Genomic DNA, 25,533 nt, shown 5'->3' with positions numbered 1-25,533 from the left:
ATTTAGTCTTGAAATTATTACCTTTCTGTTTTGACTCTTGCCTTGGTAATATTCAAACAATCCTAAATATCCGGCATTCATTAGCAATAAATATTCATAACCATCAATAACTCGCAAAAAACGTGAATAATTAACCATCTAATAGCCATTAATGGGCGCAAACTTGTTAAAATAGGGCACTAATTTTTTCTTGATGGACATCGATTTATGACCACTGCCGCTGCCACTTCTGCATTACCTACTATGCCTACTATCAAAGAAGACCGCATCCTCATTCTCGATTTTGGCTCGCAGTACAGCCAGTTAATCGCTCGCCGTGTGCGCGATTCTGGCGTTTTCTGTGAGATGTTCCCTTATGATATCGACACTCAGCGTATCCATGATTTTGGTGCCAAAGGTATCATCCTATCGGGTGGTCCTGAGAGCGTTCATGCAGAGAATAGCCCACGTATCAACGAGGCGGTATTTGAGCTTGGTGTACCAGTACTGGGCATTTGCTACGGTATGCAGGCAATGGCGGATCGTTTTGGCGGGCAGGTTCATGCCAGTGATATCCATGAGTTTGGCGCAGCGACGATTGAAGTTAATGGTCAGTCGCAGCTCACTGATGGTATTGAAGATAGCGTGACGGAAAACAACACCGCCAAGCTAGATGTGTGGATGAGTCATGGCGATAAGGTCATTGAAGCGCCACAAGGTTTCGATATTATCGCCAGTACGCCGAGCTGTCCGATTGCGATTATGGCCGATGATGCCAAGCAGTACTATGGTCTACAGTTCCATCCTGAAGTGACGCATACTTTACAAGGTCAAGCGTTACTGGGTCGTTTCGTACATCAAATTTGCGACTGTGCGGGTGATTGGACGCCAGACAATATCGTCGATATGCGTGTGGCACAGTTAAAAGAGCAAATCGGTGACAAGCAAGTATTGCTTGGTCTATCAGGCGGCGTCGATAGCTCAGTGGTTGCCGCGCTATTGCATAAAGCGATTGGTGATCAGCTAACGTGTGTGTTCGTTGATAATGGTCTGCTGCGTCTGCATGAAGGCGATCAAGTGATGCAAATCTTTGCTGAAAACATGGGCGTAAAAGTCATCCGTGTCGATGCCGAAGATTTATTCTTAAATGCATTAGCAGGTGAGTCTGATCCAGAAGCCAAACGTAAAATTATCGGTAAAACCTTTATCGATGTCTTTGCCAATAGCGCCCGTGAAATCAGCGAGCAGAGCGACGGTAAAGTCATTGAGTTCTTGGCACAAGGTACGATTTATCCTGACGTTATCGAGTCAGCGAAGTCGCATCAAGGCAAGGCACACGTGATTAAGAGCCATCATAACGTCGGCGGTCTGCCAGATGACTTGGCGTTTGAGTTGGTCGAGCCATTACGCGATTTGTTCAAAGATGAAGTACGTAAACTTGGTATCACACTTGGATTACCAGCAAAAATGATTTATCGTCATCCGTTCCCAGGTCCAGGTTTGGGCGTGCGTATCTTGGGTGAAGTGAAAAAAGAATATGCCGATATCTTACGTCAAGCCGATGCAATCTTTATGGCAGAATTAGAAAAATCAGGCTGGTATGATAAGACTGCGCAAGCGTTTGCGGTATTCCAACCGATTAAATCAGTCGGCGTGGTTGGCGATGGCCGCCGCTATGCGTGGGTGATTGCGCTACGTGCGGTTGAAACTGTCGACTTTATGACCGCGCGCTTTGCCCATCTGCCATATGATTTGATTGAGACGGTATCGAATCGCATTATGAATGAAATCGCTGAAGTCTCACGCGTCACTTATGATGTGTCGAGCAAGCCACCTGCGACGATTGAGTGGGAATAATCTCTACTTAGTCTTTAGCTGAAATAAAAAAAACACTCAACTTGGTTGGGTGTTTTTACTCGAATTTTGATAAAACATTAACTTAGCTATGAATTTATATTAGATTGGAAGTTAGGTGAAATTAGTGTATTGTGCATACGTAAGTGTTTTAGGCAACATAAACACACCAAGTTGGGTAATGAAAAAGCATTGGTTGAAGGACTGAAGAGCGGTATCTTGTCTCTGAGTGTATACGCAGGCGCAATTTTAGGTTTGTTTTGTACAATTATGGGAGTGCCAGTAATGGACTTGAACACAATGATTGAATGGTGCGGAGGGGTACTGCGGGTGCCAAATGATTCAGTTATTGCTCAGATGTTATATACCATGTTACCAATAGTCCCTGAGGGTTCGCTCCCTCTACCCGCACCATATATAGAAAAAGCCAGTAGATAATAAACTCTACTGGCTTTTTTTCTTTTTTTATATGCAAAACTAATATTGTATAGTATGTGAGTTTTTAATTTTAAGTATGTAAGGTTATAAAAATGCCGACAATTGCCAGTAGTAACTTCCCTACACCTAAAAGTTGGGATGAGTTTGAGGATATATGTCTATCAGTTATAAAAGTAAAATGCAAAAGTACAAACTTTAATAGATATGGAAGAGCTGGTCAGAAACAGAATGGTGTAGATATTACGGGAAAAGATCACTTTGGATTTTCAATAGGAGTGCAATGTAAAAATACTTTAAATTTATTGACCGAAAAAATAATAGAAGATGAAATTGTTAAAGCCGAATCCTTCGCTCCTCGTTTATCAACTCTATATATCGCTACAACTAGACCACCTGACGCCCCTCTTCAAAGCTTCATACAAAAAATATAAAATCAGAGAGTGGCGCAAGGAAATTTTGCAATAGGCGTTTTATTTTGGACGGACATTGAGCAAGAGTTATCTAAAGATATTAACGAACTTAAAAGGTTTTACCCGCAGTTTTTTAATATCTTAAGCGATTCAAAACTAGATTACGAAGAAACGCAAAAGAAAGATACAGAAAATCTTTGTAAATTGATGAATTGCATAGATATGGATTCAGTACATCATTACTTAGAAAGCGCACCAAAATACATTAAAATGAATTTTTTAGAGCATGTACCTCATATTCATAGAATGATAAGTAATCCTACTTTTTATCTATATGATAAAGAACTTGAGAACAAAATTATTACATGGGCGAGCAAGTGGTTTGAACTATATTTTTTAATTAGAAAAGCTCCTTATATCTATAATGTGAGTACAGATAACCTTGTTTTCAAATTTTCTAATAGCTCCGATTCTGAAGAAGACATTATTTGGAAAGATATAGTAGATATTATGAGTGAATTCATGCCCTTGCATGATGATTTGTGTAAATTCATTTATGAAGAGTATCCTAAAGTAAATCTAAATAAGACAAGTATATTTGCTAGGCAGTTCTATGATTAAAATTATCGTTTTCAACTAACATTAATTTTAAATTATTTTACTGCAAAACTAAACTCTACACTATATTTTAAAAAAAGGCAGCACCCCAAAAGGAGCGCTGCCATTATCTAAAAACCATCTTCTAAGCTAAAACCTAACCCCGCATATTCACCACATAACGACCAACCGTTTGACTCGCCATAAAACGATCTAAGTATTCGGTCGTTTGCTCAAGCGTGATTTCTTCAGCGTACTTTTCGAGATTAGGTAACTTCATATCGGTGGCGACACGCTGCCAAATAGCCTTTTTATCGTCCAGTGGAATATAGACCGAATCGATACCGAGTAGAGACACCGCGCGAGTGATAAAGGGCATGACCGTCATCGTAAACTCAGCGCCGCCCGCTAGGCCGCAGGAGGTAACCGCACCGCCTGCTTTGGTTTGTTTGAGCAAGTTGGCTAGATAATCGCCACCGATGGTATCAATAGCGTTTGCCCACAGCTCGCGGCCGACGGGTTTATCACCGATTTCATTGATGGTATCGCGATGACGTACTTCGCTTGCACCAAGTTCTTTTAGATAGTCGCTTTGCTCAGGCTTGCCAGAGAAGGCGATGACCTCATAGCCAAGCTGACTTAATATCGCGATACTGATACTACCGACGCCGCCCGTTGCACCCGTGACCGCGACTGGACCGTCTTCAGGTTTTGCGCCCATTTTCTCTAACTTTTGCACGCTTAAGGCTGCGGTTAAGCCGCCCGTACCATAAATCATGGCTTCTTTTAGCGTTAAAGAAGACGGACATTCGACTGCCCAATCAGCAGGGATAGATATCATCTGGCTTAAGCCGCCATCGGTATCCATGCCCAAATCATAACCAAAGACCACGACTTCTTGGCCTTCAGAAAACGTGCCAGACTTGTCGCTTACCACCACGCCTGCGGCATCAATACCGGGTGTGTGCGGGTAGTGTTTGGTGATTCTTTTATTGCCCGAAGCTGACATCGCGTCTTTGAAGTTTAATGATGAGTAATGGACTTCGATTAATAAATCATTGTCAGGCAAGTCGCTGGCACTGCGCTGCTCAATACTTTTTTTAAATTCACCGTTGCTGGTTTCTTCGACTATTAAGGCTTTAAAAGTTTTGTTATTCGACATTGTCTCAATCCTTTTGTATTGCACTTTTATTTGAGTGGATTTATAACGAACTATATTATGGCTTTAACAATACTTTGCCTTTTTTGCCAGATTGCACCTTGCCAGATACCGCTTCTTTAATATTATCCAGCGTATAGATGCCGCCTGTTGGTAGCTTTAATTTACCGCTGGCAGCGCGCTTGATAAGCTCTTTTATTAAACGGCTTTTATTATCCGAATCCATCTTTTGCATCAATGCACCGCCCCAAAACCCCTTGAGTGTCGCTTGCTTAAAGATAAGATGAGTCGGATTGAGCACGAGTGGCTGACCAGACATCGCACCCACCGCTGCCATGATGCCGCCATGACCGAGTAAGCTTAGTAAGTCGCCGCCAGATTGACCGCCGACAGAGTCGACCGCGCCGCTTATTTTTGCATCACCGATAATTTGACGGACTTGATCTTTCCAGTCGTCATCATCGCTCACCACGTTATTTTCAGTGATACCAATTTCGGTCAGCTCGTTTGCTGACTCTTTACTACGCACGACGTTGATGGTATTGATACCGCGCTCAGCAGCCAACATCGCAAGCGATTCGCCAACTGCGCCATTGGCAGCGTTTTGAATGACCCATTGACCTTCTTCTAATTCTAAAAACTCAATGAGCATCAAGGCGCTCATCGGCATGGCGATAAGCTGCGCGGCCATTTCATCATCGATGGCATCCGGTATAGGGATGACGCTGCTAGCAGGGGCGGTGAAGTACTCGGCCCACGTGCCTTCGACACCGGTGACCACCACACGCTGACCCGCTTGCATACCTTTGACGCCAGCGCCGATAGCCTCAATAGTACCCACGGCTTCGCTGCCAGCGAGTGCGGGCAGTTTTGGCTTGGTGCCATATTGGCCTTGAATAGTGATGAGGTCGTGGTTATGGATGGAAGATAGAATAGTCTTGATACGGACTTCGTTGTCCTTTGGCTCTGGCATCGGGCTATCAGTGATGGTGAGTACCTCTGACGGTTTGCCAAATTCGTTATAGGTTACGCTGCGCATATTTATATCCTTTTTTATTGTTAGATAAATATCGTTAATTATTAATTTTGAAACGATGATAATTAATCACTCATCAACCTTAACAAGTAGGGATTGATACCCGCAACCTGACTTTGGTAAATGAACGTTGCCCGCTGTTTAGAACGGTAAAATGTTATAAAAAGGTGCAAGCTGAAGAAGGTGCAGAGTTATAACCGCAAAATAAGCCATAAAAAATGGCAGCGCTCTCACTATAAAGAACGCTGCCATTGTCAATAAAACGAAGGCTAGCTAAATGATAAATGAATGATAGTTTAAGGCTTTAGCAATACCTTACCTTTTTTGCCTGACTGCAATTTGCCATCGACAGCTTTGGTGATATCAGCTAAATCAAACACAGCCTCAACAGGCAAATGCAATTTATCACTGGTTGCCCGTTCGATAAGCTCATCGATTAAGCGCTGTTTATTTTCGACACTCATCTCTTGGCTGATTTTACTGCCCCAAAACCCTTTTACGATGGCTTGTTTAAAGATTAGATGCGTCGGATTAAGCACCATTGGCTGGCCTGACATGATGCCAAAAGATGCCAAAGTGCCACCATGACCGAGTAGCGATAATAAGTCACCGCTTGCTTCTCCGCCGACAGAGTCGACCGCTGCGCTGATGCTATCATCGCCGATGATTTGTCGGACTTGCTCTTTCCAATCGTCATCTTCGGTATTGATGTTATTTTTGATACCAAGGGTGTCTAACTCTTTAATCGCATCGCTACTGCGTACCAGATTAATGGTATTAACGCCGCGCGCGGCAGCCAACATCGCAAGTGATTTACCAACGGCACCATTTGCGGCGTTATGAATAACCCATTGACCGCTTTCTACTTCTAAGAATTCCAGCAGCATTAAAGCACTGAGCGGCATGGCAATTAACTGCGCCGCCATTTCATCTTTTAAGCTATCAGGGACAGCAAAGACCATATCGGCGGATGCGACAAAATACTCTGCCCACGTTGCTTGCACACTGGCAGCAGCCACGCGCTGTCCGACTTTTAAGTCTTTAACGTCGCTACCAACGGCGTCGATGATACCCAACGCTTCGCTACCGCCGATAGCCGGCATCTCAGGCTTAAAGCCATATTTACCACGAATGGTAAGCAGATCATGATTATGGATGGAGGCGAGAATGGTTTTGACGCGGACTTCATTAGCCTTGGGCTCTGGGATAGGGCGGTCGCCGAGGCTTAGTACTTCAGTTGGTTTGCCAAATTCGTTATAAGTTGCACTACGCATGATAAATCCTTTTTTAATTTTTAAGTTTTTTCAAATGTTTTTAACGAGCTAATGAATTTGCAGCCATCAACAGTAACAAACCCTGCTTACTTATCGCAATATCACTTTGGTAAAGCAGGGTTGTCATCGATTGACAGTTATAAAGGTTTTAGCGCGACAATTGGTAGCATTTACAGCAGCATTGATTTTGAGTTATTAGCAATTTGCGCGGTATAGTTAGTTCAATATAAAAAAAGGCACGTTAAAAACAGCGCTGTATTCTTTTTGACTTGAATCAACTATATTAGGCTACTTTAGATTAATCCCTTTTTGGATTAATCATTTTTTGGACTAATCACTTTAAAGTTGTCATCTACTAAATTGGTCAGTAGCGGCTCGCCTTTATCATTAACCCGAAACAGCCCATATTCTGCCGCCTCAAACGCTTCGCCATGACCTTCTTGGAAGAAAAAAGCATTGGTCGCAAGCTGCATTGCGCCGTTACGGATACGATAGTGAATCGCCATCTCATTAGTCGCTAAACCTTTAGGCTGATTAGCCGCTAAGCGCATAAACTGTGCGACTTTATTGTTATCTAAGGCAACAATGACATAGCCATCTTCATTAGTAGGATAGCTACCGGGGTCTCTATTTAAGGCGGCAAATACGTCACGCTCTAGCGCATAGCTAAGCGTCATATAGTCGCCTTGCATAAAGCCGCGTGGATCAACGGGTGCAAGCGCTAATAAGACAGTATCGCCAGTCGTAAGATGGGCTTCATATTTAATAATATTCCTCGTCATCACCACCAATACGAGCGCCAATCCAAGGAGGGCAATAATAATCGTGACTGCCGGTTTTTGTAGCCAATGCGCACTCGATGTGTCCTTAATCAAGCGTTTGGTCAAAATTTTATTATTCATGACAGCCGCTCCTGATTGTCGTTAGCACTCGGTTTTATATGCGCAAAATAGCCTTTGATAAGCACCCAGCGCAGCAGTAATAGCGCGATACCGATGACCAGCATAGATGCGGATTTGACCAATAAAGAAGTATCGAGCTGATAGTAATACCAAAAGATATAACCGACCAAGGCAATAATGCCCAGTCCTAACAGCACGCGCTGGCTATTGGCAGTGGCGATAATGATAATCAAACTGGTGGCCAATAAGCCTGAGACATAAATAGACATTATCCCAAGTAATACAATCGCAGCGCTAATGAGCCGTCCTGCTGCTGATAGTAGTTTGATGTGATAGCGCTTTAGAATGAAATAAGCGGCATAAAGGCTGGCAAGCGTTAATAGCCCTTGTGCTAGGTAGTAGTTATAGCTAAAGGCTTCTCCATCACTATCAAGGCTATTAAAGTTGGCAAAGCTATTGCCATATTCAGCAGCGATAAAATAGACGGAAACACTGAGCAAAACATAGGCGCTCGCATAGCCAATAGCATTGGTAATTTCTAGAGCGTCCATTCGCCATTTGGTCGGGATAAATGCAGCTAGCCTATAGCGTTGTAAATGAGTCACGCTAGTGATTAATGCCAATAATCCTAAACTGACTTCGGATAAATGATAATAATTTAATAAGTAAAATAGGCAGCTTAAGGCTAAGGTTGCGCTCAATAAACGATAGATAAAATTGGCTATTACAACAGTCATCAACAGTTGCACAAGGAGCAGTAGCCCTATATTGAGTGGCTCTGTAATCTCACTCGCCAGTAAAGCATAGGCAATATAACCTTGACCTGCTAGCGTAATTGCAAAGGCTAAGCTATTCCAAAAAGCGCTATGGCGACTGCGCGCGTTATAAAATAAGAATCCACCAATGCCGCTTAATATGCCGCCGATAATAAATACCGCTAGCGTACTATCCAGCAAACCGGTGTTATCTAATAATAAGGTCAAAAACCCGATAAAAAACAGACTGGCTAATACACCACTCATACCAAAAAGTAAGCTGATAAACCACGGGCTGCGCGCTTCAGATTCAGCACTACTTAAAAGCTCATCACTGACATTTTGCGCGTCGATCAATCCCTGCTGTTGCAATAGCAAAAGGTCACGATTTTGCTCGTTATGGTTGATATTATTATTCATCTCATTGTTCATCACTGTTCCCCTTGATTACAGTATGAGGAGCAGTGTCATCGTTCTTGATACGGGCAATTTTACGTAGCCACATAACTGCCGACGAGCTCATGCCAATAAGTAGCAAGGCTAATATCAAAAACCCACCCGCGTCAAAACCCTCCAACAGCCATTTACCGACCCAAAACATCACCACAGTAATGATAGAAAATGACAAATAAGTCAGCATCAGTAAATCAAGACGGCGCTGATAAAAGTGCCAAAACATAAAGCCGCACCAACCTAACCACACTATGATAGCGATAAGCGTTGCCCAGATATCGCCATTATCAAAGACTGTGACAATCGCCAGATACGTCATAAAAAACGTACTTAATGAACCGACGACATAAGTACTCCAGTGCAAGCTGGGTTTGGTTGGTGAGCTGTTTATTTTAGAGCTGTTTAGAGGAAGCTTAACGTCATTAGTGGTTATATCAGCGGTGGACTTTTTAGGATTAATACGATTGAAGAACTTGCTAGCAGAGAAAGGTTTTTTATTGTCGCAGCTAATAAGCCAACTATAAAAGGCAATAAAATTAAATAGCGCAAGGATGGCTACTTGAGAGACGTTTTGCAGGCGATGGTTGATAAATCGCAGATTTGCGACATCCAAATAGAGTAGCAAACAGGCATTGATTAAGCCTAACCACAGCAGCCAAAGCGCAGGGAAACGTGCAATCAAAACCCAAGGCGTAATCAATAGCGCCCAGCCAAAAAACAGCTGCCAGGTATCAGCGCCCGTTTGATACACTTGCCCAAATAATGCCAATAAGCTACCGGTGATAATGCTAGCAATGAGCAATAATAACTGCCGAATCAGCTGAAACCGTTGTTTAAGTTGCCTAAAAGACAGTGCTACGTAAAGCGCGATGGTAATCACCAGCGCCCCTTCAACCAAGGCGAATTTACCTATTTTGCCCAAGCTTTGCCAGTTATAAGCGATAAAAAACACTAGGGATAGTACCAGCGCCACCGTGCCAATAATCAGCAGCGCTTTATCAAAAAATATCAGCCAGGTGCGTTTGCTAGGATAGACTTCTAGGTGCGTTGCTGCCGCCTCGGTATTTTTAAGGGGAAGAAGACCTTGATGTAGCAACTGCTCGATAGTACGCCGTGCTTGGCTCATAGTCGCCTCTGATTAAAAACGGTTTGTAGCCTATCTTAGCTGTTTTTACGCTGGCATAATGTACTAAAGTTTATAAATTACTAAATTTTATGGTTTACTAACTTTTATAAAGGTTTTAATAAAACTCAATCCTACTCAGCAGGTGCTCTTGGATTAAATAGGCGCAAATATAGGCGCTCGGCCAAGCGACCATAAAGGCATATTTCCACGAATTAAACAGCGTGATAAAAAAGCCTTCGACAAATCCTACATTGATCAGTAGCAGGGCCGTCGAGATAATCGTCGACATCATCAGCGCCATTAAAAAGGTGAAAATCAGCCGATAGTATTTGCGCCGCGTGCGTATTCTGACGGTCGGGAAGTTTGCCATAATATTCTGTTGTCCTGCTTGATGAGAGCCACGTTTCACTGCTGCTGTAAACGTGATATTTTGCGATGAGAGAGGATGATATAAAGCATTGCTCATGCTTAGCGGCGACTATGATAACGCGTGATGACGGCGAGGTAAAATGGTTATTATCAATCATCAAGTTCGCCTTATTATATTGTTATCATTCAGTTTTAGTAATTTGTCGCTGTTCATGCTGATGAAGTAAACTTAGCACTATCCAAAACAACTCTATCATGACAAAAATGTCTGCCAATCCAAGTAATTTAGCGCAGAACGTAGAAAAACATTTATCCAAAAACTCATGTAAACAAAGGACGCTTGGCATCATCGGCGGTATGAGTTGGGAGAGTACCGAAAGCTATTATCGACTGATAAATGAAGGTATCAAAGCTAGACTTGGCAATTTACATTCAGCAGATTTACTGATTCATAGCGTGGACTTTGCACCGATTGAGATACTGCAAGCAAAAGGCGCATGGGATGAAATGGGCAAAGTATTGGCCAATAGCGGCAAACGTCTGCAAGCAGCTGGCGCGCAAGGCTTATTAATTGCCACTAACACCATGCATAAAGTCATCGATGACGTCCAAGCCGCGACCAATCTGCCGATTATTCATATCGTTGATGCCACAGCTAAAGCTATTCAAGCGCAAGGTTTGACTAAGATTGCGCTCTTGGGTACGCAGTTTACGATGACGCAAGACTTTTATAAGCAGCGCCTTATTAATGCTGGTTTGCAAGTTTTGATACCGGAAAATGATGCTCGGGCAGAGGTGCATCGGATTATCTATGATGAGCTGTGCCAAGGGCAGTTTCTTGATAGCTCACGCCAGTATTATAGCCAAGTGATTAAAGACTTAGCGAATGAAGGTGCAGAAGGCGTCATTTTAGGTTGTACCGAAATTGGACTGCTTATTCAGCAAGCAGACAGCCCAATAGCCGTATTTGATACCACCGCTATTCATGCAGCAGCGGCGGTGGATTTTTTACTCAGTCATTGATTTTAAAACACTTGAGCTTAAACCAATTGAATTTACTATCTATAAACCACGCGATGAGCGTTTATGCTTTCTTCTCATACGGTGTTTTTGCAGGCGTTTTTGTAGTCGACGATGCAACCTTGTGATACGGCGTATAGGGGACAGTTTCCACACCGTGGTCGGTAAAATATCACGAAACGATGCACTGGTGCCAGTTTGGGCGCGAAACTCCTCCGATCTTTGCGCCGCTTCTTCGGCGGGCATGTTTTTACCTTTGCGCCAGCCGCCGTATAGATATAGTCCCGCTCCCATCACAGCGGTTGCTACCATGCCTGCTGGAAATGATAGCCAAAGCGCATCGGTGCCGAGTAGGGGATAAAGCCCGAACGCAAAGCCAAGACGCACCGGATACATCGAAATCACCATAACGATCAGCGGCCAAATCACATAGCCATTGGCACGCATGGTACCGAACAGCACTTGCGCGATGCCAAAAAAGACAAAGCCCCATGTCGCCATTAATTGGATATGTCGTCCAATCGGCACTGCTTCGCTGTCACTACCGAGGAAAAGCCCCAAAATAGTTTCATCAAAAATGCTCAGCACCCCAATCATAGCGCCCGTCAATATCACGTTAAAGATAAGCCCCCAACGCGTGATACCTGCAACCCTATGCCATTGATTGGCACCGATGTTCTGTGCAACCATCGCACTGGCTGCGGCACTTAGCGCCATTGCTGGCATCTGCACGTAGGTCCAAAGCTGCTGCGTCGCGCTATAAGCGGCCGTTGTCTGTACGCCCTCGCGGTTAATGAGCGACAGCATTGTGAGCGCTGCTGATGAGATAACAATCATCTGCAGCCCCATCGGCAGACCCTTTGAAAACATCGACTTTAGGATATCTCGGTCTGCGCGTAAAAAACGCAGCTCGGGTAACTTAAGTGTCAGCACAGAACCACGCAAATACATAGTGACAATCATACCAATCAGCGCTAGAGCATTGGCGACAGCAGTTGCAAAAGCCGAGCCAAAGATACCCCATTTAGGGAAGGGGCCGATACCCAAAATCAACACCGGCGTCAAAATCAGGTCGATAATCACCGAAATAATGATAAACCAAAGCGGCGTGGTAGAGTCGCCCGTTCCGCGTAGTGCCATCATGATCAGCGTAAAAGTTAAAGTGACAGGCATCGCTACAAAAATCATCCGCAGATAGGTCAGCGCAAGCTCTACCGCACTTGCTGGCGTACCAAGCAGGTTAAGCAGCAGTGGAGCAAATAGCCAGCCGATTGCCGACACCAATATACTGATTGGAATAATACTACCCAGCGCGGTGCCCATGGTTCTTTTCACCATCGTATCGTTACGGCGCCCCATGGCTTGACCAATCAAAATAGTCGCCGCCATACCAAAACCGAAAACGAAGGAGATGAGGATAAACATCAAGATGTTGCCATTTGCCGTCGCAGCCAGCGCTTCTTCCCCTAAAAATCGACCTACCCAGACGGCATTAATCGAGCCGTTCAACGACTGCAAGGCCGATGAGCCAAGGGTTGGCAAGGCAAATAGTAGCATGGTTTTGGCAATTGACCCTTGGGTGAGGTCATGGCTTTTGGCAGTAGAGGCAGTTGTTTTACTCAATGTTTATCCTTGTGCGCCATCCAGATTGGCCGTATTTTATGACATAAAAACCCTTATTATAGATGACCTTGCCTATAGCATCTTGGTTAGACTGGTAACGTTTTTTTATATAATGTATTGATAGGTGATAGTAGTATTAAAATTAAACGATGATAAATAGTGATAAGTTGTTGACCCAGTAAGCTAGTTATTAATACTCTTATGCTAAGATTGCGATTTTAACTTTTTTATCTCTATCTACCAACTATAACAAGGATGTTTCGATGCTCTTAAAACGCCTGTGCCTTGCCGCGGTTTTTAGTCTTTCTATGGTCGGTTGTACCACCGCGCCCAATCAGTTAGCGGTCAATACCACGCAAAAGATTATCCAATATGAGCGTAACAAGTCTGATTTAGAAATTAAATCGCTAACGTTAGCCTCTGGCGATAAGATGGTCTATGCAGAAAACGGCAACGTTACTGGCGAGCCTTTATTACTGATTCATGGCTTCGGCGGTAATAAAGACAATTTTACCCGTATCGCGCGTCAGTTAGACGGCTATCATCTGATCATTCCTGATCTGCTTGGTTTTGGTGCGTCGAGCAAACCGATGAGCACCGATTATCGCTCGGAGGCGCAAGCAACGCGCTTACACGAGCTGCTACAAGCTAAAGGCTTAGTATCCAACATTCATGTCGGTGGCAACTCGATGGGCGGCGCTATCAGTGTTGCTTACGCCGCGAAATATCCTAAAGAGGTCAAAAGCTTATGGTTGGTCGATAGCGCGGGGTTTTGGTCGGCTGGTATTCACGAAGCACTTGCAGGCGCAACGTTAGAGAACAATCCGCTATTGATTAATAGTAATGAAGACTTCTATAAAATGTACGATTTTGTCATGTATAAGCCGCCATATTTGCCAAAATCGGTCAAAGCGGTATTTGCCCAAGAACGTATCGCTAATAAAGAACTGCACGCCAAAATCCTCGAGCAAATCGTCACCGATAATGTCGAAGAGCGCGCCAAAATCATCGCACAATATAAGATTCCGACGCTAGTGGTGTGGGGCGAGAAAGATCAGATCATCAAGCCCGAAACGGTCAAGCTGATAAAAGAAATCATCCCGCAATCAGAAGTCATTATGATGCCAGAAGTCGGTCATGTACCGATGGTCGAAGCACTTGAGAAGACTGCGGATGACTACAAAGCGTTTCGTGAGAAGCTTAATAAGTAATAATCTAGATTGAATAAGTTGGTTTAAATTAAGGTAGGCTGGGTTAAAAACTTAGCCTACCTTAATTAAATTATAAATCTTTTACCAGTCGCTCTAGTAATTCAATCGTGCTCTCTTGTCTGACCAAAGCGACCCCTTGTCCTGCCCATAAAGACTGATGTTCTGCATCGAGGTTGCTTTTTGCATGAGCACGCAAGTTTTTGGTCATCGCATTTAATTGTGGGTAGGGCGGTAACTCATGCGCGCTCTCAAATTGACCAAAATCGCGCAAATAGTCATTTAACAACCCGCGCGCTTGCTTACCTGAAAACAGCCGCGTCAAACGTGTCTCGCTACTGCGCTTACCCAGACCGGCATCGAGTAGCGCTTGTTTATACGTATCATTAATACCGCATGTATCGGTAGTCAAAAAAGCCGTGCCTATTTGCGCCAGCTCAGCACCTGCTGTTTGAATCGCTTTAATCGCTTGCCCCGTCATAATCCCGCCTGCTGCAATCAAAGGAATATCGGTGCAAGCCCGCGTTTGACTAATCAACGTCAATAATCCCATTGGATCGTTTGCGCTTTGTGGCAACCAGCCACCGCGATGGCCGCCAGCTTCTACGCCTTGTACACATACCGCATCGACGCCAATCTCCGCCCATGCTTTCGCCTCCATCGGGTGATTGGCAGTACCAATGACGCGCGTGCCTAAATCCTTTAAGCTCTGAACTTGCTCGGCGCTGATAATACCAAAGGTGAAGCTAGCGACAGGAACTGGATTGTCATACAGCACTTGTAGCTGCTCTGCAAAGCTTAGCGCAGGACGTTTAGGTAACGCCATTTCGATATTTTGTTCTTGATAGTACTTAGTTAGCCAAGCAGGAATTGGACTGTCCAAGGTATTAGAGTCATGCTCGGATAACACCATCAGATTAATCATAAAAGGGCGGTTGGTGAGCGATTTAAGAGTATTAATATGTTCATTTAAAACATTTGGCGCCGTCGTGCCACTTCCCAATGAACCCAGACCACCAAAGTTACTGACCGTTGCCGCCAGCTCAGGCGTGGTGGCACCTGCCATCGGTGCTTGCACGATAGGATAGGTTAAATCAAAGGTGTTTAGTAAGGTCATGACCGGCTTCCTTGTTATTTTATGAGGAGGTTTGCATGACTTACTTTAGCAAAGCTGAACGGCGTGCGTGTTAGATAATGTGTATTTAGTTGCTGAATAGGAAGGGTGGGCTTTGACTACAGTTTTGTAGTTAAGAAAATTGACTATAAAACTGTAGTTAAAAGCTATTAACTCATATACTTGATATCGTCAAAGTATCTAACCAAAGAAAGTTGAAATAAATAATGAATAAAATCTCTCAAATTACTCGACGTGATATATTTGATATTTTAAGTATAGAAGATATATGGTGGGCAGGAAAGCTAGATGAAACAGAATTTTTATCTAGGCTTTACGATTTGGAAAGTATGCCTTCAACAGACCCTAGGTTTTCGAACGCAGCAGGTGATATCTGGCAACACAGATTTAATAACAATGATTGGGAGGACAACTGGATCTTTAATGATGAAAGGTTTAATTTGTTAAAATGTGAAGATGATTCTTTTCTAAACTTTTTATGTGAAATGATACATCCCGTAGTAAGGGGACACTTACATGAAGTGGAGAAAATTCACAATATATTCAATGAGAGCCTAAGTAATGATGGATTTGAAATTGTCGAGAGAACACGTATCTCTAATAAACCAGTTTTTAGTGGCAGAATAAAGTATACGGGCAAAGCATCAATCGAGAGAAAAGGTAACGAAATAAAGATTATTTTTAATGCTGACTATGTTTCCCAGCAGATTAATCTAATGGAATCATCAATTGAAACTTCTCCTTATCAGGCTATAGGAATAGCGAAAGAGTTGATTGAAACTGCCTGTAAATCCATATTCAAAAGTAGGCAAGAAGTATGCAATAAAAACTGGGACTTATCTAAATTGATGAGAGAGACTACAAAACTGCTTAAACTTACGCCTGATGATATATCAAACGAAGCAAAAGCAGCGAGTTCAATAAGACAGATTTTAGGCAGCTTATCCTCTGTAGTTCAAGGAATTGCAGAAGTTAGAAATGAATACGGCAGTGGTCACGGTAAAGATAGTGAATTTAAAGGTTTACAACCTAGGCACGCTAAGTTAGCAGTCGGAGCAGCCTCTACCTTAGCTATATACTTATTGGAAACACACGAAATTAGAAAAGATAATTAAAACTTAGTCGCTAAACTAATTGTGCTTAGTCAAAAGATAAAAAAATGGTCAGTTCCCAACCATCAAAAAGATAATTAAGAAAGCCGACCCATTTTTATAAACTATTTACTTAGATTAAGTGCTTGATTTAACTACAATTTAATTCAACTGTAAAGAACCCTTCGCATTCATCAGCAGCTCAACCATATCATCACCACTGATGACGGTGAAGCGTTTATCAATGGCTGATTCTTCTACGCCATTGTGTTTCATACACGCGCCGCAGACCAATACCTGACCACCTTTTTCAATAAAAGCTTCTAGCAACTCGCCCGCAGGTTCAAATGGCGCGCCAATATTGACATTATCTAAAGCGTTCGGTAAGGCCAAATGTACCGCGTCTACCATCAATATTACTGAGGCAGAGTGACCTTTTTTAAGCGCGACACCTGCCATGGTAAAGGCTAAGGTGATTTTACTTGGGTTTGAGTCACTATTATCAAATAATGTTCCGACATAATCCGTATTATTAACCATGTTATTTTCCTTATTAGACTGTTTTTAATTAGCTTCTTTTTAATTAGACTATTTTCTAATTAAAGAGTATTCAGTTGAGTAGGGAACTCACTACTATCCTAACATTTACTATATGTATTTATATAATGTCCTGTTAGAAAATAGTAGCTATACAGTAGCTATAAGGTTACGTAGTTGTGAATATTTGCTTGTGACTTACCAATACCATTGAATAATTGGCTTTAAGCTTGCGGCGGCCACGGGCGGTCGGCATCACTGACTATCCATTCTGCCACATAGCCGCTCGGCGGTAGCTGCCAATCCGCCTGATCTAACGCCGCTAAGATACGCGAGGTCTCGATGACTTTGCCGCCTTCGGTGACGCCGGTACGTAGTAGGGCGGATGAGCAAGGCTTGCCCTTTACCCACATCGACTGCTCGATATATATCCAGCGCTCATCGAAACCGACGATATGAGTTTTCATCGTTACCTTATCAAAAGCGCGAATGCGTTTGCGATATTGGATGGTACTACCAGCAACGACCAAACCCCAACGCTGCTTAAGCAGTTGACTACCAAGCCCGCTCCGTACCGCAAAGTCGGTACGCCCCAAATCATAAAGGGTCAGCACGCGTCCATTATTCATCTCTAAAAAATTATCAATGTCCGTCAAACGACAGCGAAAGGTAATCTCGCTGGTATCTTTAAACGTTAAGGTATTGCCTTTTTTTACTTGCAGCGCGGCATGGGCGATGGTGCTGGCATAACGGATAAATGGATACATAGCACAGTCTCAAAGGGTTAAAGTTTAAATAATAGAATTGCGGTTTGCCAAATTATCAATCGTTATTATAAGTCTTAGAGGCTACACCAATATGATTAAAATAAGCACTGACGGTTTCGGGTATCCAATTGATATCGAATTTTGAGGTTTTTGCTTTTTTACCATTGCTGCCCGCTTGCTTGGTTTTAGCATTATCATTAGTTGATTGGGCGTTAGTCGATTGGGCGTTTTTTGCCTGACTGTCTGAACGATAGCGTAAATAGCCAATATGGCCACCGTGTTCGGTATCTAAAATGGTGACGCTATCTGAGACATCATTTGGCGTGGCGGTAAAACCAATAAAGGGGTCATCTTTGGCGCTAATGAGTAGTAGCGGGCGCGTGACATTCCTTAGATATGGCAAGGCAGAAGATGAGTGATAATAGTCGTTTTTAGAGCGATAGCCATGACGCGGGGCGGTGAAGATATCGTCAAAATCACTGATGCGATTGGCCGCTTTGATAGAGTTGATTTCGTCTTGGCTTAAATCATTGGCCAGTGCTTTTTTTATGATGGGATTGAGCAAATACGGCGTATAAATCCGGTGGCTTAAAAAGCTGTGCATGGTAATCGCAGCGGACGACATATCGACCGGCGCAGAAATCACGGCTGCACCCTCGCATAGCGTGTTATCGCCATATTCGCCCATATATTTTGCTAAGGCATTGCCGCCAAGTGACACGCCCACTGCGTAAATATGCGCGTAATTTTCGCGCAAGTTTTCTAACATATGATGCACCTCGCCCGTGTCGCCAGCGTTATAAAAAACGCTGCCGTTAGCGGGAATACCGCCACAACTACGAAAGTGCGCCACAACAAAATGCCACCCTTGCGCATGCATCTGATACGCCAAGGCGCGCGCATAATGGCTATCGCTGCTGCCTTCCATACCATGAAATAGCACGATTAGTGGTGTTTGCTCAAGTTTGCCGTTTTCTGAATCTTCTAAAACTTGGACAGGATGGGCATCGTAAAAGTCATAAGCGATATCAGTTTCACACAATGAATCTTGCTTAATCACACGGCGGTAGCTTGGCGTCTTAGGCGCAAAAAACTTCGGCAAGATGCTTTGCAAATGCGGGTTGCTCAGCCAAAAGGGCGGTTTAAACGGCGCGGGCGAGAAAGGTTTGGTTGGTTTTGAAGTTGGCATAGGACAGTCTTATATGAGTTGTTATAAAAAACAGTGACTTATCATACCGACTGCCAAGGTTAAAACCAATGATTTTCAGTGAACGCATGGTTACTCAAAACAATATTATTCAAAACAATTCTACTCAAAATAGTTCGTTAAAAACAGCTAATCAAAAATACGCATATCTTACGGTTTATCTAAGACACGCCCATCCATCGCAAGACGTTCTTTTAAGCTGTCGATATCTGCCTCAGCGAGCGTTATGGTCAATGTCACTTGCTTACTATAAGTCACATCATCGATACTGCCATTTAAGCTTTCTACTACATAGCGGCACTGGGCTTCGGTGGCGAATTCTGCCAATATTTGTACTTGTATCATCGGCACATAAGGCAGCAAAACCATCTCATCGACGGCCGCTTGCGCTGAGCCTGCATAAGCGCGGGTGAGACCACCGGCACCGAGTTTGATACCACCAAAGTAACGCACCACGATGATAATGACGTTACCGATAGATTTATGCTGCAAAACATTTAATATCGGTCTTCCTGCGGTGCCATTTGGCTCGCCATCGTCGTCAAAGCCGGCACTGGTGGTATTATTAGGGTCACCAATGATATACGCCCAGCAGTGATGGCGGGCATCGGCATATTTTTGACGTAGTTGTTCCACGTGAAACATCGCCTGCTCACGTGAGGTCACAGGATAAGCATAAGTAATAAAGTCGGATTTTTTAATTTCCAAGCGAGTAGTGACGGCATGTTTTAGCGTTTGATAGCTCATATTTCATCAGGCTTAGGTTGGATATGGTAAACTGGTCTGACTTTCACTGTTGTCCGTATTTGGCACAGTGTTCATTAATTTTTTATTATAGTACCATTTCTAACCAGTGAAGATAACGAGCAGGTCACGCTTGAATGCTAATGACGTTGGCTTCTGATTTAGGGTGGGTCACATAAAACGGATGGTAGTAAATAGTATGCGTCTAGATAAATTTCTTAGTAAAGCCACTGAGCTGTCGCGTAAAGAATCAAAAAAGATTCTGCACGCCGGTGAAGTGACGGTAAATGACACTGTGGTCAAAGACCCGGGGTTACACGTCGATATCGTCAACGACGAAGTGATGTGGGCAGGCGAGCCATTGTCAGTTGCGGCTGGCAATCGTTATATCCTCCTGCATAAGCCTGAAGGCTTTGAATGTACCTTAAAGGTTAAAGAACATCCTATCGTCACTGAGCTGATTGCCGTACCAGAGCTTGGCAGCTTACGTATCGCGGGTCGTCTCGATGTCGATACCACGGGTGCGTTGTTAATCAGTGATGATGGCAAATGGTTGCACCGTGTCACCAGCCCTAAACATGAACATGCCAAAATTTATGAGCTGACCTTAGCTGAAGCAATGGATAGCGACGCTCAAGCCAATGCTGTTAAAGAAGTGGCTGAAGGTATCTTATTAGAAGGCGAGCACGAAGAAACCAAGCCTGCGATTCTTGAATTTATTGATGAAACCCATGCGCGTTTAACCTTAGAGCAGGGTAAATACCATCAAGTAAAACGTATGATGGGTTACTTTGGCAACAGAGTCACCGAGCTGCATCGCGCCAGTATTGGGCATATCACTTTAGACGGTTTGGATAAAGGCGACAGTCGTTTCCTAACACCAGAAGAAGTGGCTAAATTCTAAATTTAAGCTTTGCTAAACCTTAGGGCGTGTCCTCATTTTAAAAATGGTGATAAAAATGAGATAAATTGTAGCCAAACAAGGAAAATAGTGCAGTTAATATCGGGATATTACCCAGCTATTTGACGAATTTTGGCAAAATTTAGCCATTTTTAGACCATATAGATGTCTATCGATTGAATTGAGGACACGCCCTAGAATAAGCTATTAACATATTTTTCCAAAATCAGCAGCCACTGAAAAGTGTGCTGCTTTTTTCTGCTTATCGTTTGCCGTGGTTATTTCTGCCAGCTGTCTGTGTTGCCTATCTCTTAAAGCTCAGTAGCAGTTTTGCAAAATTGACGGCTTAAGGCTTTGCAAAATCATCCCATGTGCTACAGTCTGTTTATTATTTTTAATCTATGTTTTTACATAATATGGTTGTCTTTATTAATAAGGTGAATTTGAAAATCCTTACTATTAAACACAACTATTATTAAAAACCAATAGGACTGTCTCTGTGAAATTACCTGTATTAAAATCTGCCAGCTTAATCAGCGCCATATTGCTGACGACCACCGCTTGTGCGCAGCCAAGCGCCACTGACGCTATCAAGAAAAATACCAGCCAAGCGCCTCAGACCGCCCAAGCGGCTGGCAGTATAACCAAGTCTGTCGATAGTCAATTACGCCAACTGCTGACTAAAGCTGGTATCAAAACGCAAGTTACCTCTATCGTAGTATCTAAATTGCCCAATATGTATCAGGTGAATTTGGCAGGACAGCCGCCGCTACATATTACCGGAGATGGCAAATATGTCATTCAAGGCGAGCTGCAAAAGAACCCAAGCAAACGGGTAGTGACCAAAACGCCAGCGCGTAGTAGCAGTGCACAAGTTGGTAAACCGGTTAGCGCCAGCGTCAAATCTGCCATCCTCGCCAATATGGATGCGCTAAAAAACATGAGTGCCAAGACGCCGTTCTTTTATACCGCCGTACCGGGTGTCATTTGGGGCGCAACGTTAGAAGGCGTGCCTTTTTTATTATCAGATGATGCGCAGTATATTACCGATGGTGAGATATCCGTGATTGAAAACGGTCAGTTTATCGGGCTCGATCAAGAGTTTGAAAAGCGTAAAAATCAATCGGTATTTGCGACTTTAGATGATAGCCAGCTGATTAATTATCCAGCGACCGGCCCTGAAAAAGCGGTCATTTATGTGGCCAATGACGTCAATTGTCCATACTGCCGCCGCTTGCATCAACAGCTGCCCATGCTTAATGCCAAAGGTGTGACGGTAAAAACCATCGGTTATCCGATATATGAGCAGTCGCCTAAGCAGATGCGCGCTATCTGGTGTCAGGGCAATGAAGACAGTCGTCGCAGTGCTTTTGATAAGGCAATGTTAAAGGGAGAGATGACCGCTGCGCCAGCAAGTTGTAACGTCGATTATGTGACTCCTAACCGTGAAAAAGCGGCAGGGCTTGCGGTAATGGCGACGCCTGCTATTTATCGTGAAGATGGCGTGTTGTATCAAGCAAGCTTTGAGAGCCCTGAGTTTTTAGAGTTTTTGGGCGTAGAGTAGTTAGTGTTAACTATTTTAAGTCTATGAGATAAAGTCTTTAATAAAAATAACTCATAAAAAAACTGCCTTATGAACTTAGCTCATAGGGCAGTTTTTTTATTGCGCTTAATGATTGATTCTATCCGTCTATCTCAGTGACAGCTATTGCAGCAACAGCTATTGCGGCAAGACGATATCAACGATTTGCCAATTTATCAAACCATCTCGCTGCATCTCGATAGTAAGCGGATAACCTTTAACCTGACCGCTGATAGTAAAGCAATTAATACCGCAATAGCTCAGTGTTGGCTTATCGCTATCCGTACCTTGCGCTGCTTGTTGCTCCAGTTCCGCCGCTTGCTTTTGCATGATTTGCTGCATCTGGTTTTTGACGACTGCATTAACGTCGCCGCGATTGATGATTAAGTTTTGAATCAGGTTCTTTAAATCGACTTGATTACTGGCGATTGCCCATGCGGCGGCAAGCTCCTTGGTCGCGGTATTGGCCTGACCTTGGGTATTAATCAGTTTTTCGATATTTTGCGGGGTAATGGCGCCATCGACTGCTTGGGTGATAAAGCCATTGGCCGCTTCCGTTAATGGCGCGCCGCCAAGTTCCGCAACCAGTGGATATTTGGTCATGGTTAGCGCAAACTGGCTGGTCAGCTGATTTTGGATACTTGGACGTACCTGTTCATAATCAATCGCCGCCGCGATAGTCGCGCCATCTTTAGCATCATAGGCGTTTTTCAGCTGATAAGCGCTATAGTAAGGCGAGCCGCCATAAACAGCGACTGCAATGACAATTAATAAAACAATCAGCTTTTTCATAAAAATTGCTACCTTAGCGCAAACGCAATGGCGGTAAATCTCAAAAATAGGATTTAAAACCCCATCAATATGGCGCTAAATATTAGCATGTCCGGCCTTTATAAAGGTATAAAAACCTTTGCTCAATTCTTAATAAAACCTTTTTTAGCAGGCTTAAAACCTCATAAGTCAGAATTTCAGTATCCAAGCGCTTGATAAATCATGTTGGCATCTCCATAAATAGCGCAAACTTTTAATAAATTGATTTGGCTAAGCAGCATCCCGCCGTATTCGCTTGCAAGATTTATAAACCATCCTCTTTGCCGCCACGTATTTCGCTGTGTTTCATGTGAAACCTTTTAGTGCGAGTGTAGGTAGAATGATAAGTAGGGTGATTGACTCGGGTTGATGAATCGACCGACCGGTGGACTGTGAAGACGATAGGAGAGCCCATGAGTAAGCGCGATTTTTATGAAGTATTAGGTGTCAGTAAGACTGCTGATAGCAAGGAAATTAAGCGAGCCTACCGCAAGCTGGCCATGAAATACCATCCAGACCGTAACTCTGAAGATCCTGATTCTGAGGATAAATTCAAAGAAGCATCGATGGCTTATGAAGTACTGAGCAACGAAGAAAAACGCTCAGCTTATGACCGTATGGGTCATGCTGCGTTTGAAAACGGCATGGGCGGTGGTGGTTTCGGCGGCGGCGGTGGCAATTTCCAAGATATCTTTGGCGATATCTTTGGCAACTTTGGCGATATCTTTGGTCAGTCGCGTGGCGGCGGTGGACGTTCACGTCGCGGCTCAGACCTGCGTTATGTCATTGAGCTAACCCTAGAAGAAGCGGTACGTGGCTGCAAAAAAGAAATCAGCTTTACGGCTCCTGCGCCTTGTGATACTTGTGATGGTAAGGGCGCCAAAGATGCCTCTGATATCGTCACTTGTCAGACCTGTCATGGTCAAGGTCAAGTACGTATGCAGCAAGGCTTCTTTGCCGTACAGCAAGCGTGCCCACAGTGTGGCGGCTCTGGTAAACAGATTAAAAATCCTTGCTCTGACTGTCATGGTAATGGCGTTAAGGACAAATCACGTACGCTTGAAGTGTCTATTCCAGCGGGCGTCGATGATGGTGACCGCGTCCGTCTAGCAGGTGAAGGCGAAGCAGGTGGTGCTGGTGTACAAAACGGCGATTTATACGTCGAAGTACGCGTGAAACCGCATGATGTCTTTACCCGTCAAGGCGCCGACCTCTATATGGACGTGCCAGTGAGTATCACTGATGCGGCACTCGGTAAAGAAGTTGAAATCCCAACCTTAGATGGCAAGGTCAAAATCAAGGTTGCCGAAGGTACGCAAAGTGGTAAATTGTTGCGTGTACGCGGTAAAGGGGTGACACCAGTGCGCACGACGATGAAAGGTGATTTGATTTGCCGTGTGGTTATCGAAACGCCAGTGAACCTGACTCGCGAGCAAAAAGACTTGTTACGTCAATTCCAAGATACACTTGATGGCGATAGCAAGCATCAGCAGTCACCACATAAAAAATCATTCTTTAAAAAGATTGGCGATTTATTTGATTGATAGCTAAGTTTAACCGTTTATGTAATTTTAAGGCCTATTGTTTCACGTGAAACAATAGGCCTTTTTGTTGATGCTATAAAAAACCATTTATACATTATATTTGTTAAACTTAACCTCATAAATTTAAAAACCAATCTATCAAAAATAGAATATCTAGGGTAGTTATATGACTCAGCAAGAAAATAAACAAAGCATTAACGTCGGCGTTATTGGTGCTGGTGGGCGTATGGGGCGTATGCTTATCGAAGCGGTACAGGAAAACCCGCAAACAACACTAAACGCGGCGATTGAACGTCAAGGTTCAAGCCTTGTCGGTGCCGACGCTGGCGAAGTCGCAGCGATTGGTCGTCTAGATGTGCAGATTGTCGATGATTTAAAAGCCGTTATTAATGACATTGATGTGCTGATTGATTTTAGCTTGCCTGATGCGACCGAACAAAATATGCAAATCTGCGCAGCAAATAAGGTTGCGATGGTCATCGGCACCACAGGCTTTAATGAGCAGCAAGAGCAGGTGCTAACAGAAGCAAGTAAGCAAATCGCTATCGTCTATGCCGGTAATTATTCAACAGGCGTCAATCTGTCCTTAAAATTGCTCGGTATGGCGGCGAAAGCCTTTGGCAGTGATGCTGATGTAGAAGTCATCGAAGCCCATCATAAGCATAAAATCGATGCGCCATCGGGTACTGCTTATATGATGGCAGAAGCGGTCGCAGAAGCGCGCGGGCAAAACCTAAAGGACGTTGCCGTTTATGGCCGCGAAGGGCAGACCGGCGAGCGTAAAGCCGGTACGATTGGTATTCATGCGATACGTGGCGGTGAAATCATCGGCGATCATACCGTGATGTTTATTGCAGATGGTGAAGTGGTTGAAATTACCCACCGTGCGCGTGCGCGTATGACCTTTGCCGCTGGTGCGGTACGTGCGGCTACTTGGGTTATTAAGCAGGAAGTTGGTCAATATAATATGCAAGATGTTTTAGGATTAAATGACTAGTTTCTAAATGTAGGT

At 43.7% G+C, this 25,533-nt stretch carries 24 protein-coding genes; 10 read left to right on the top strand and 14 right to left on the bottom strand.

The window, feature by feature from the left end; translation table 11 throughout:
• The first annotated feature begins 207 nt into the window (after positions 1-207).
• The 3 genes from guaA (at position 208) to ACP7AA_RS08235 (ending at position 3,302) form a co-directional block, all read left to right on the top strand.
• On the top strand, positions 208-1,836 hold the full coding sequence (guaA, locus tag ACP7AA_RS08245; RefSeq protein ID WP_426223218.1) for a glutamine-hydrolyzing GMP synthase: 1,629 nt from the start codon (positions 208-210) through the stop codon (positions 1,834-1,836).
• Between the two features lie 527 nt (positions 1,837-2,363).
• Positions 2,364-2,702 carry a hypothetical protein gene (locus tag ACP7AA_RS08240; RefSeq protein ID WP_426223217.1) on the top strand — a complete coding sequence of 113 codons (339 nt, stop codon included), beginning with the start codon at positions 2,364-2,366 and terminating at the stop codon, positions 2,700-2,702.
• A 9-nt stretch (positions 2,703-2,711) separates the two neighbouring features.
• Entirely contained in the window at positions 2,712-3,302 is a 591-nt protein-coding gene (locus ACP7AA_RS08235; protein WP_426223216.1) for a hypothetical protein, read from the top strand.
• Positions 3,303-3,435: 133 nt separating this feature from the next.
• Here the strand turns inward: ACP7AA_RS08235 and ACP7AA_RS08230 are convergent, their stop codons facing one another.
• From ACP7AA_RS08230 to ACP7AA_RS08200, 7 genes are all read right to left on the bottom strand, one after another.
• Positions 3,436-4,440: a YhdH/YhfP family quinone oxidoreductase gene (locus tag ACP7AA_RS08230; RefSeq protein WP_426223215.1), complete on the bottom strand. Its 1,005-nt coding sequence runs from the start codon at positions 4,438-4,440 to the stop codon at positions 3,436-3,438.
• Between the two features lie 55 nt (positions 4,441-4,495).
• Positions 4,496-5,476, bottom strand: coding sequence for a zinc-binding dehydrogenase (locus ACP7AA_RS08225; protein ID WP_426223214.1), 981 nt, complete (start codon positions 5,474-5,476; stop codon positions 4,496-4,498).
• 293 nt (positions 5,477-5,769) lie between these two features.
• The gene (locus ACP7AA_RS08220) at positions 5,770-6,747 is read right to left on the bottom strand and encodes a zinc-binding dehydrogenase (protein ID WP_201623992.1); all 978 of its coding nucleotides are present in this window, start codon (positions 6,745-6,747) and stop codon (positions 5,770-5,772) included.
• 314 nt (positions 6,748-7,061) lie between these two features.
• Positions 7,062-7,649 carry a GDYXXLXY domain-containing protein gene (locus ACP7AA_RS08215; RefSeq protein ID WP_426223213.1) on the bottom strand — a complete coding sequence of 196 codons (588 nt, stop codon included), beginning with the start codon at positions 7,647-7,649 and terminating at the stop codon, positions 7,062-7,064.
• Entirely contained in the window at positions 7,646-8,836 is a 1,191-nt protein-coding gene (locus ACP7AA_RS08210) for a DUF4401 domain-containing protein (RefSeq protein ID WP_426223212.1), read from the bottom strand. The genes ACP7AA_RS08215 and ACP7AA_RS08210 overlap by 4 nt, the downstream gene beginning before the upstream one ends.
• A complete protein-coding gene (locus ACP7AA_RS08205; RefSeq protein WP_426223211.1) occupies positions 8,826-9,983 on the bottom strand; it encodes a DUF2157 domain-containing protein in 1,158 nt (385 codons plus the stop codon). The genes ACP7AA_RS08210 and ACP7AA_RS08205 overlap by 11 nt, the downstream gene beginning before the upstream one ends.
• Before the next feature lie 115 nt (positions 9,984-10,098).
• A complete protein-coding gene (locus ACP7AA_RS08200; protein ID WP_226928786.1) occupies positions 10,099-10,449 on the bottom strand; it encodes a DUF2798 domain-containing protein in 351 nt (116 codons plus the stop codon).
• A 158-nt stretch (positions 10,450-10,607) separates the two neighbouring features.
• On the opposite strand from ACP7AA_RS08200, the gene ACP7AA_RS08195 reads away from it, so the two are divergent.
• Entirely contained in the window at positions 10,608-11,375 is a 768-nt protein-coding gene (locus ACP7AA_RS08195; RefSeq protein WP_426223210.1) for an aspartate/glutamate racemase family protein, read from the top strand.
• A gap of 39 nt (positions 11,376-11,414) precedes the next feature.
• Here ACP7AA_RS08195 and ACP7AA_RS08190 read toward each other — a convergent pair whose 3' ends face one another.
• The gene (locus tag ACP7AA_RS08190; protein WP_426223209.1) at positions 11,415-12,995 is read right to left on the bottom strand and encodes an MATE family efflux transporter; all 1,581 of its coding nucleotides are present in this window, start codon (positions 12,993-12,995) and stop codon (positions 11,415-11,417) included.
• Between the two features lie 263 nt (positions 12,996-13,258).
• On the opposite strand from ACP7AA_RS08190, the gene ACP7AA_RS08185 reads away from it, so the two are divergent.
• On the top strand, positions 13,259-14,206 hold the full coding sequence (locus ACP7AA_RS08185) for an alpha/beta fold hydrolase (RefSeq protein WP_426223208.1): 948 nt from the start codon (positions 13,259-13,261) through the stop codon (positions 14,204-14,206).
• Positions 14,207-14,276: 70 nt separating this feature from the next.
• Here the strand turns inward: ACP7AA_RS08185 and ACP7AA_RS08180 are convergent, their stop codons facing one another.
• Positions 14,277-15,320 carry an NAD(P)H-dependent flavin oxidoreductase gene (locus ACP7AA_RS08180; RefSeq protein ID WP_426223207.1) on the bottom strand — a complete coding sequence of 348 codons (1,044 nt, stop codon included), beginning with the start codon at positions 15,318-15,320 and terminating at the stop codon, positions 14,277-14,279.
• Positions 15,321-15,544: 224 nt separating this feature from the next.
• Between ACP7AA_RS08180 and ACP7AA_RS08175 the strand changes: the two genes are divergently transcribed.
• Positions 15,545-16,453: an abortive infection family protein gene (locus ACP7AA_RS08175; RefSeq protein WP_426223206.1), complete on the top strand. Its 909-nt coding sequence runs from the start codon at positions 15,545-15,547 to the stop codon at positions 16,451-16,453.
• A gap of 138 nt (positions 16,454-16,591) precedes the next feature.
• Here ACP7AA_RS08175 and ACP7AA_RS08170 read toward each other — a convergent pair whose 3' ends face one another.
• From ACP7AA_RS08170 to ACP7AA_RS08155, 4 genes are all read right to left on the bottom strand, one after another.
• Entirely contained in the window at positions 16,592-16,969 is a 378-nt protein-coding gene (locus ACP7AA_RS08170; protein ID WP_426223205.1) for a DsrE family protein, read from the bottom strand.
• Between the two features lie 221 nt (positions 16,970-17,190).
• Positions 17,191-17,733 carry an acyl-CoA thioesterase gene (locus ACP7AA_RS08165; protein ID WP_201564213.1) on the bottom strand — a complete coding sequence of 181 codons (543 nt, stop codon included), beginning with the start codon at positions 17,731-17,733 and terminating at the stop codon, positions 17,191-17,193.
• Between the two features lie 55 nt (positions 17,734-17,788).
• Positions 17,789-18,922, bottom strand: coding sequence for a YheT family hydrolase (locus ACP7AA_RS08160; RefSeq protein ID WP_426223204.1), 1,134 nt, complete (start codon positions 18,920-18,922; stop codon positions 17,789-17,791).
• Between the two features lie 168 nt (positions 18,923-19,090).
• Complete coding sequence (locus ACP7AA_RS08155) at positions 19,091-19,687, bottom strand: YigZ family protein (RefSeq protein WP_426223203.1); 597 nt, start codon at positions 19,685-19,687, stop codon at positions 19,091-19,093.
• 196 nt (positions 19,688-19,883) lie between these two features.
• Between ACP7AA_RS08155 and ACP7AA_RS08150 the strand changes: the two genes are divergently transcribed.
• Together ACP7AA_RS08150 and ACP7AA_RS08145 are read left to right on the top strand one after the other, a co-directional pair.
• On the top strand, positions 19,884-20,588 hold the full coding sequence (locus ACP7AA_RS08150) for a pseudouridine synthase (protein WP_201564218.1): 705 nt from the start codon (positions 19,884-19,886) through the stop codon (positions 20,586-20,588).
• A 496-nt stretch (positions 20,589-21,084) separates the two neighbouring features.
• A complete protein-coding gene (locus ACP7AA_RS08145) occupies positions 21,085-22,149 on the top strand; it encodes a disulfide isomerase DsbC N-terminal domain-containing protein (RefSeq protein ID WP_426223202.1) in 1,065 nt (354 codons plus the stop codon).
• Between the two features lie 156 nt (positions 22,150-22,305).
• On the opposite strand, the gene ACP7AA_RS08140 is transcribed toward ACP7AA_RS08145, so the two are convergent.
• Positions 22,306-22,959 (bottom strand): DUF2939 domain-containing protein, encoded by a 654-nt coding sequence (locus tag ACP7AA_RS08140; RefSeq protein WP_201564222.1) that lies wholly within the window; start codon positions 22,957-22,959, stop codon positions 22,306-22,308.
• 431 nt (positions 22,960-23,390) lie between these two features.
• On the opposite strand from ACP7AA_RS08140, the gene dnaJ reads away from it, so the two are divergent.
• The gene (dnaJ, locus tag ACP7AA_RS08135) at positions 23,391-24,521 is read left to right on the top strand and encodes a molecular chaperone DnaJ (protein ID WP_426223201.1); all 1,131 of its coding nucleotides are present in this window, start codon (positions 23,391-23,393) and stop codon (positions 24,519-24,521) included.
• A gap of 166 nt (positions 24,522-24,687) precedes the next feature.
• A complete protein-coding gene (gene dapB, locus ACP7AA_RS08130; protein WP_426223200.1) occupies positions 24,688-25,518 on the top strand; it encodes a 4-hydroxy-tetrahydrodipicolinate reductase in 831 nt (276 codons plus the stop codon).
• The last annotated feature ends 15 nt before the right edge of the window (positions 25,519-25,533 follow it).

The sequence above is a fragment of the Psychrobacter sp. DWR1-2-3 genome (assembly GCF_049896465.1).
Taxonomy (GTDB): Bacteria; Pseudomonadota; Gammaproteobacteria; order Pseudomonadales; family Moraxellaceae; genus Psychrobacter; species Psychrobacter maritimus.
The sequence above is the reverse complement of the archived record's forward strand: the minus strand, read 5'-3'. Positions and strand labels throughout refer to the sequence as shown.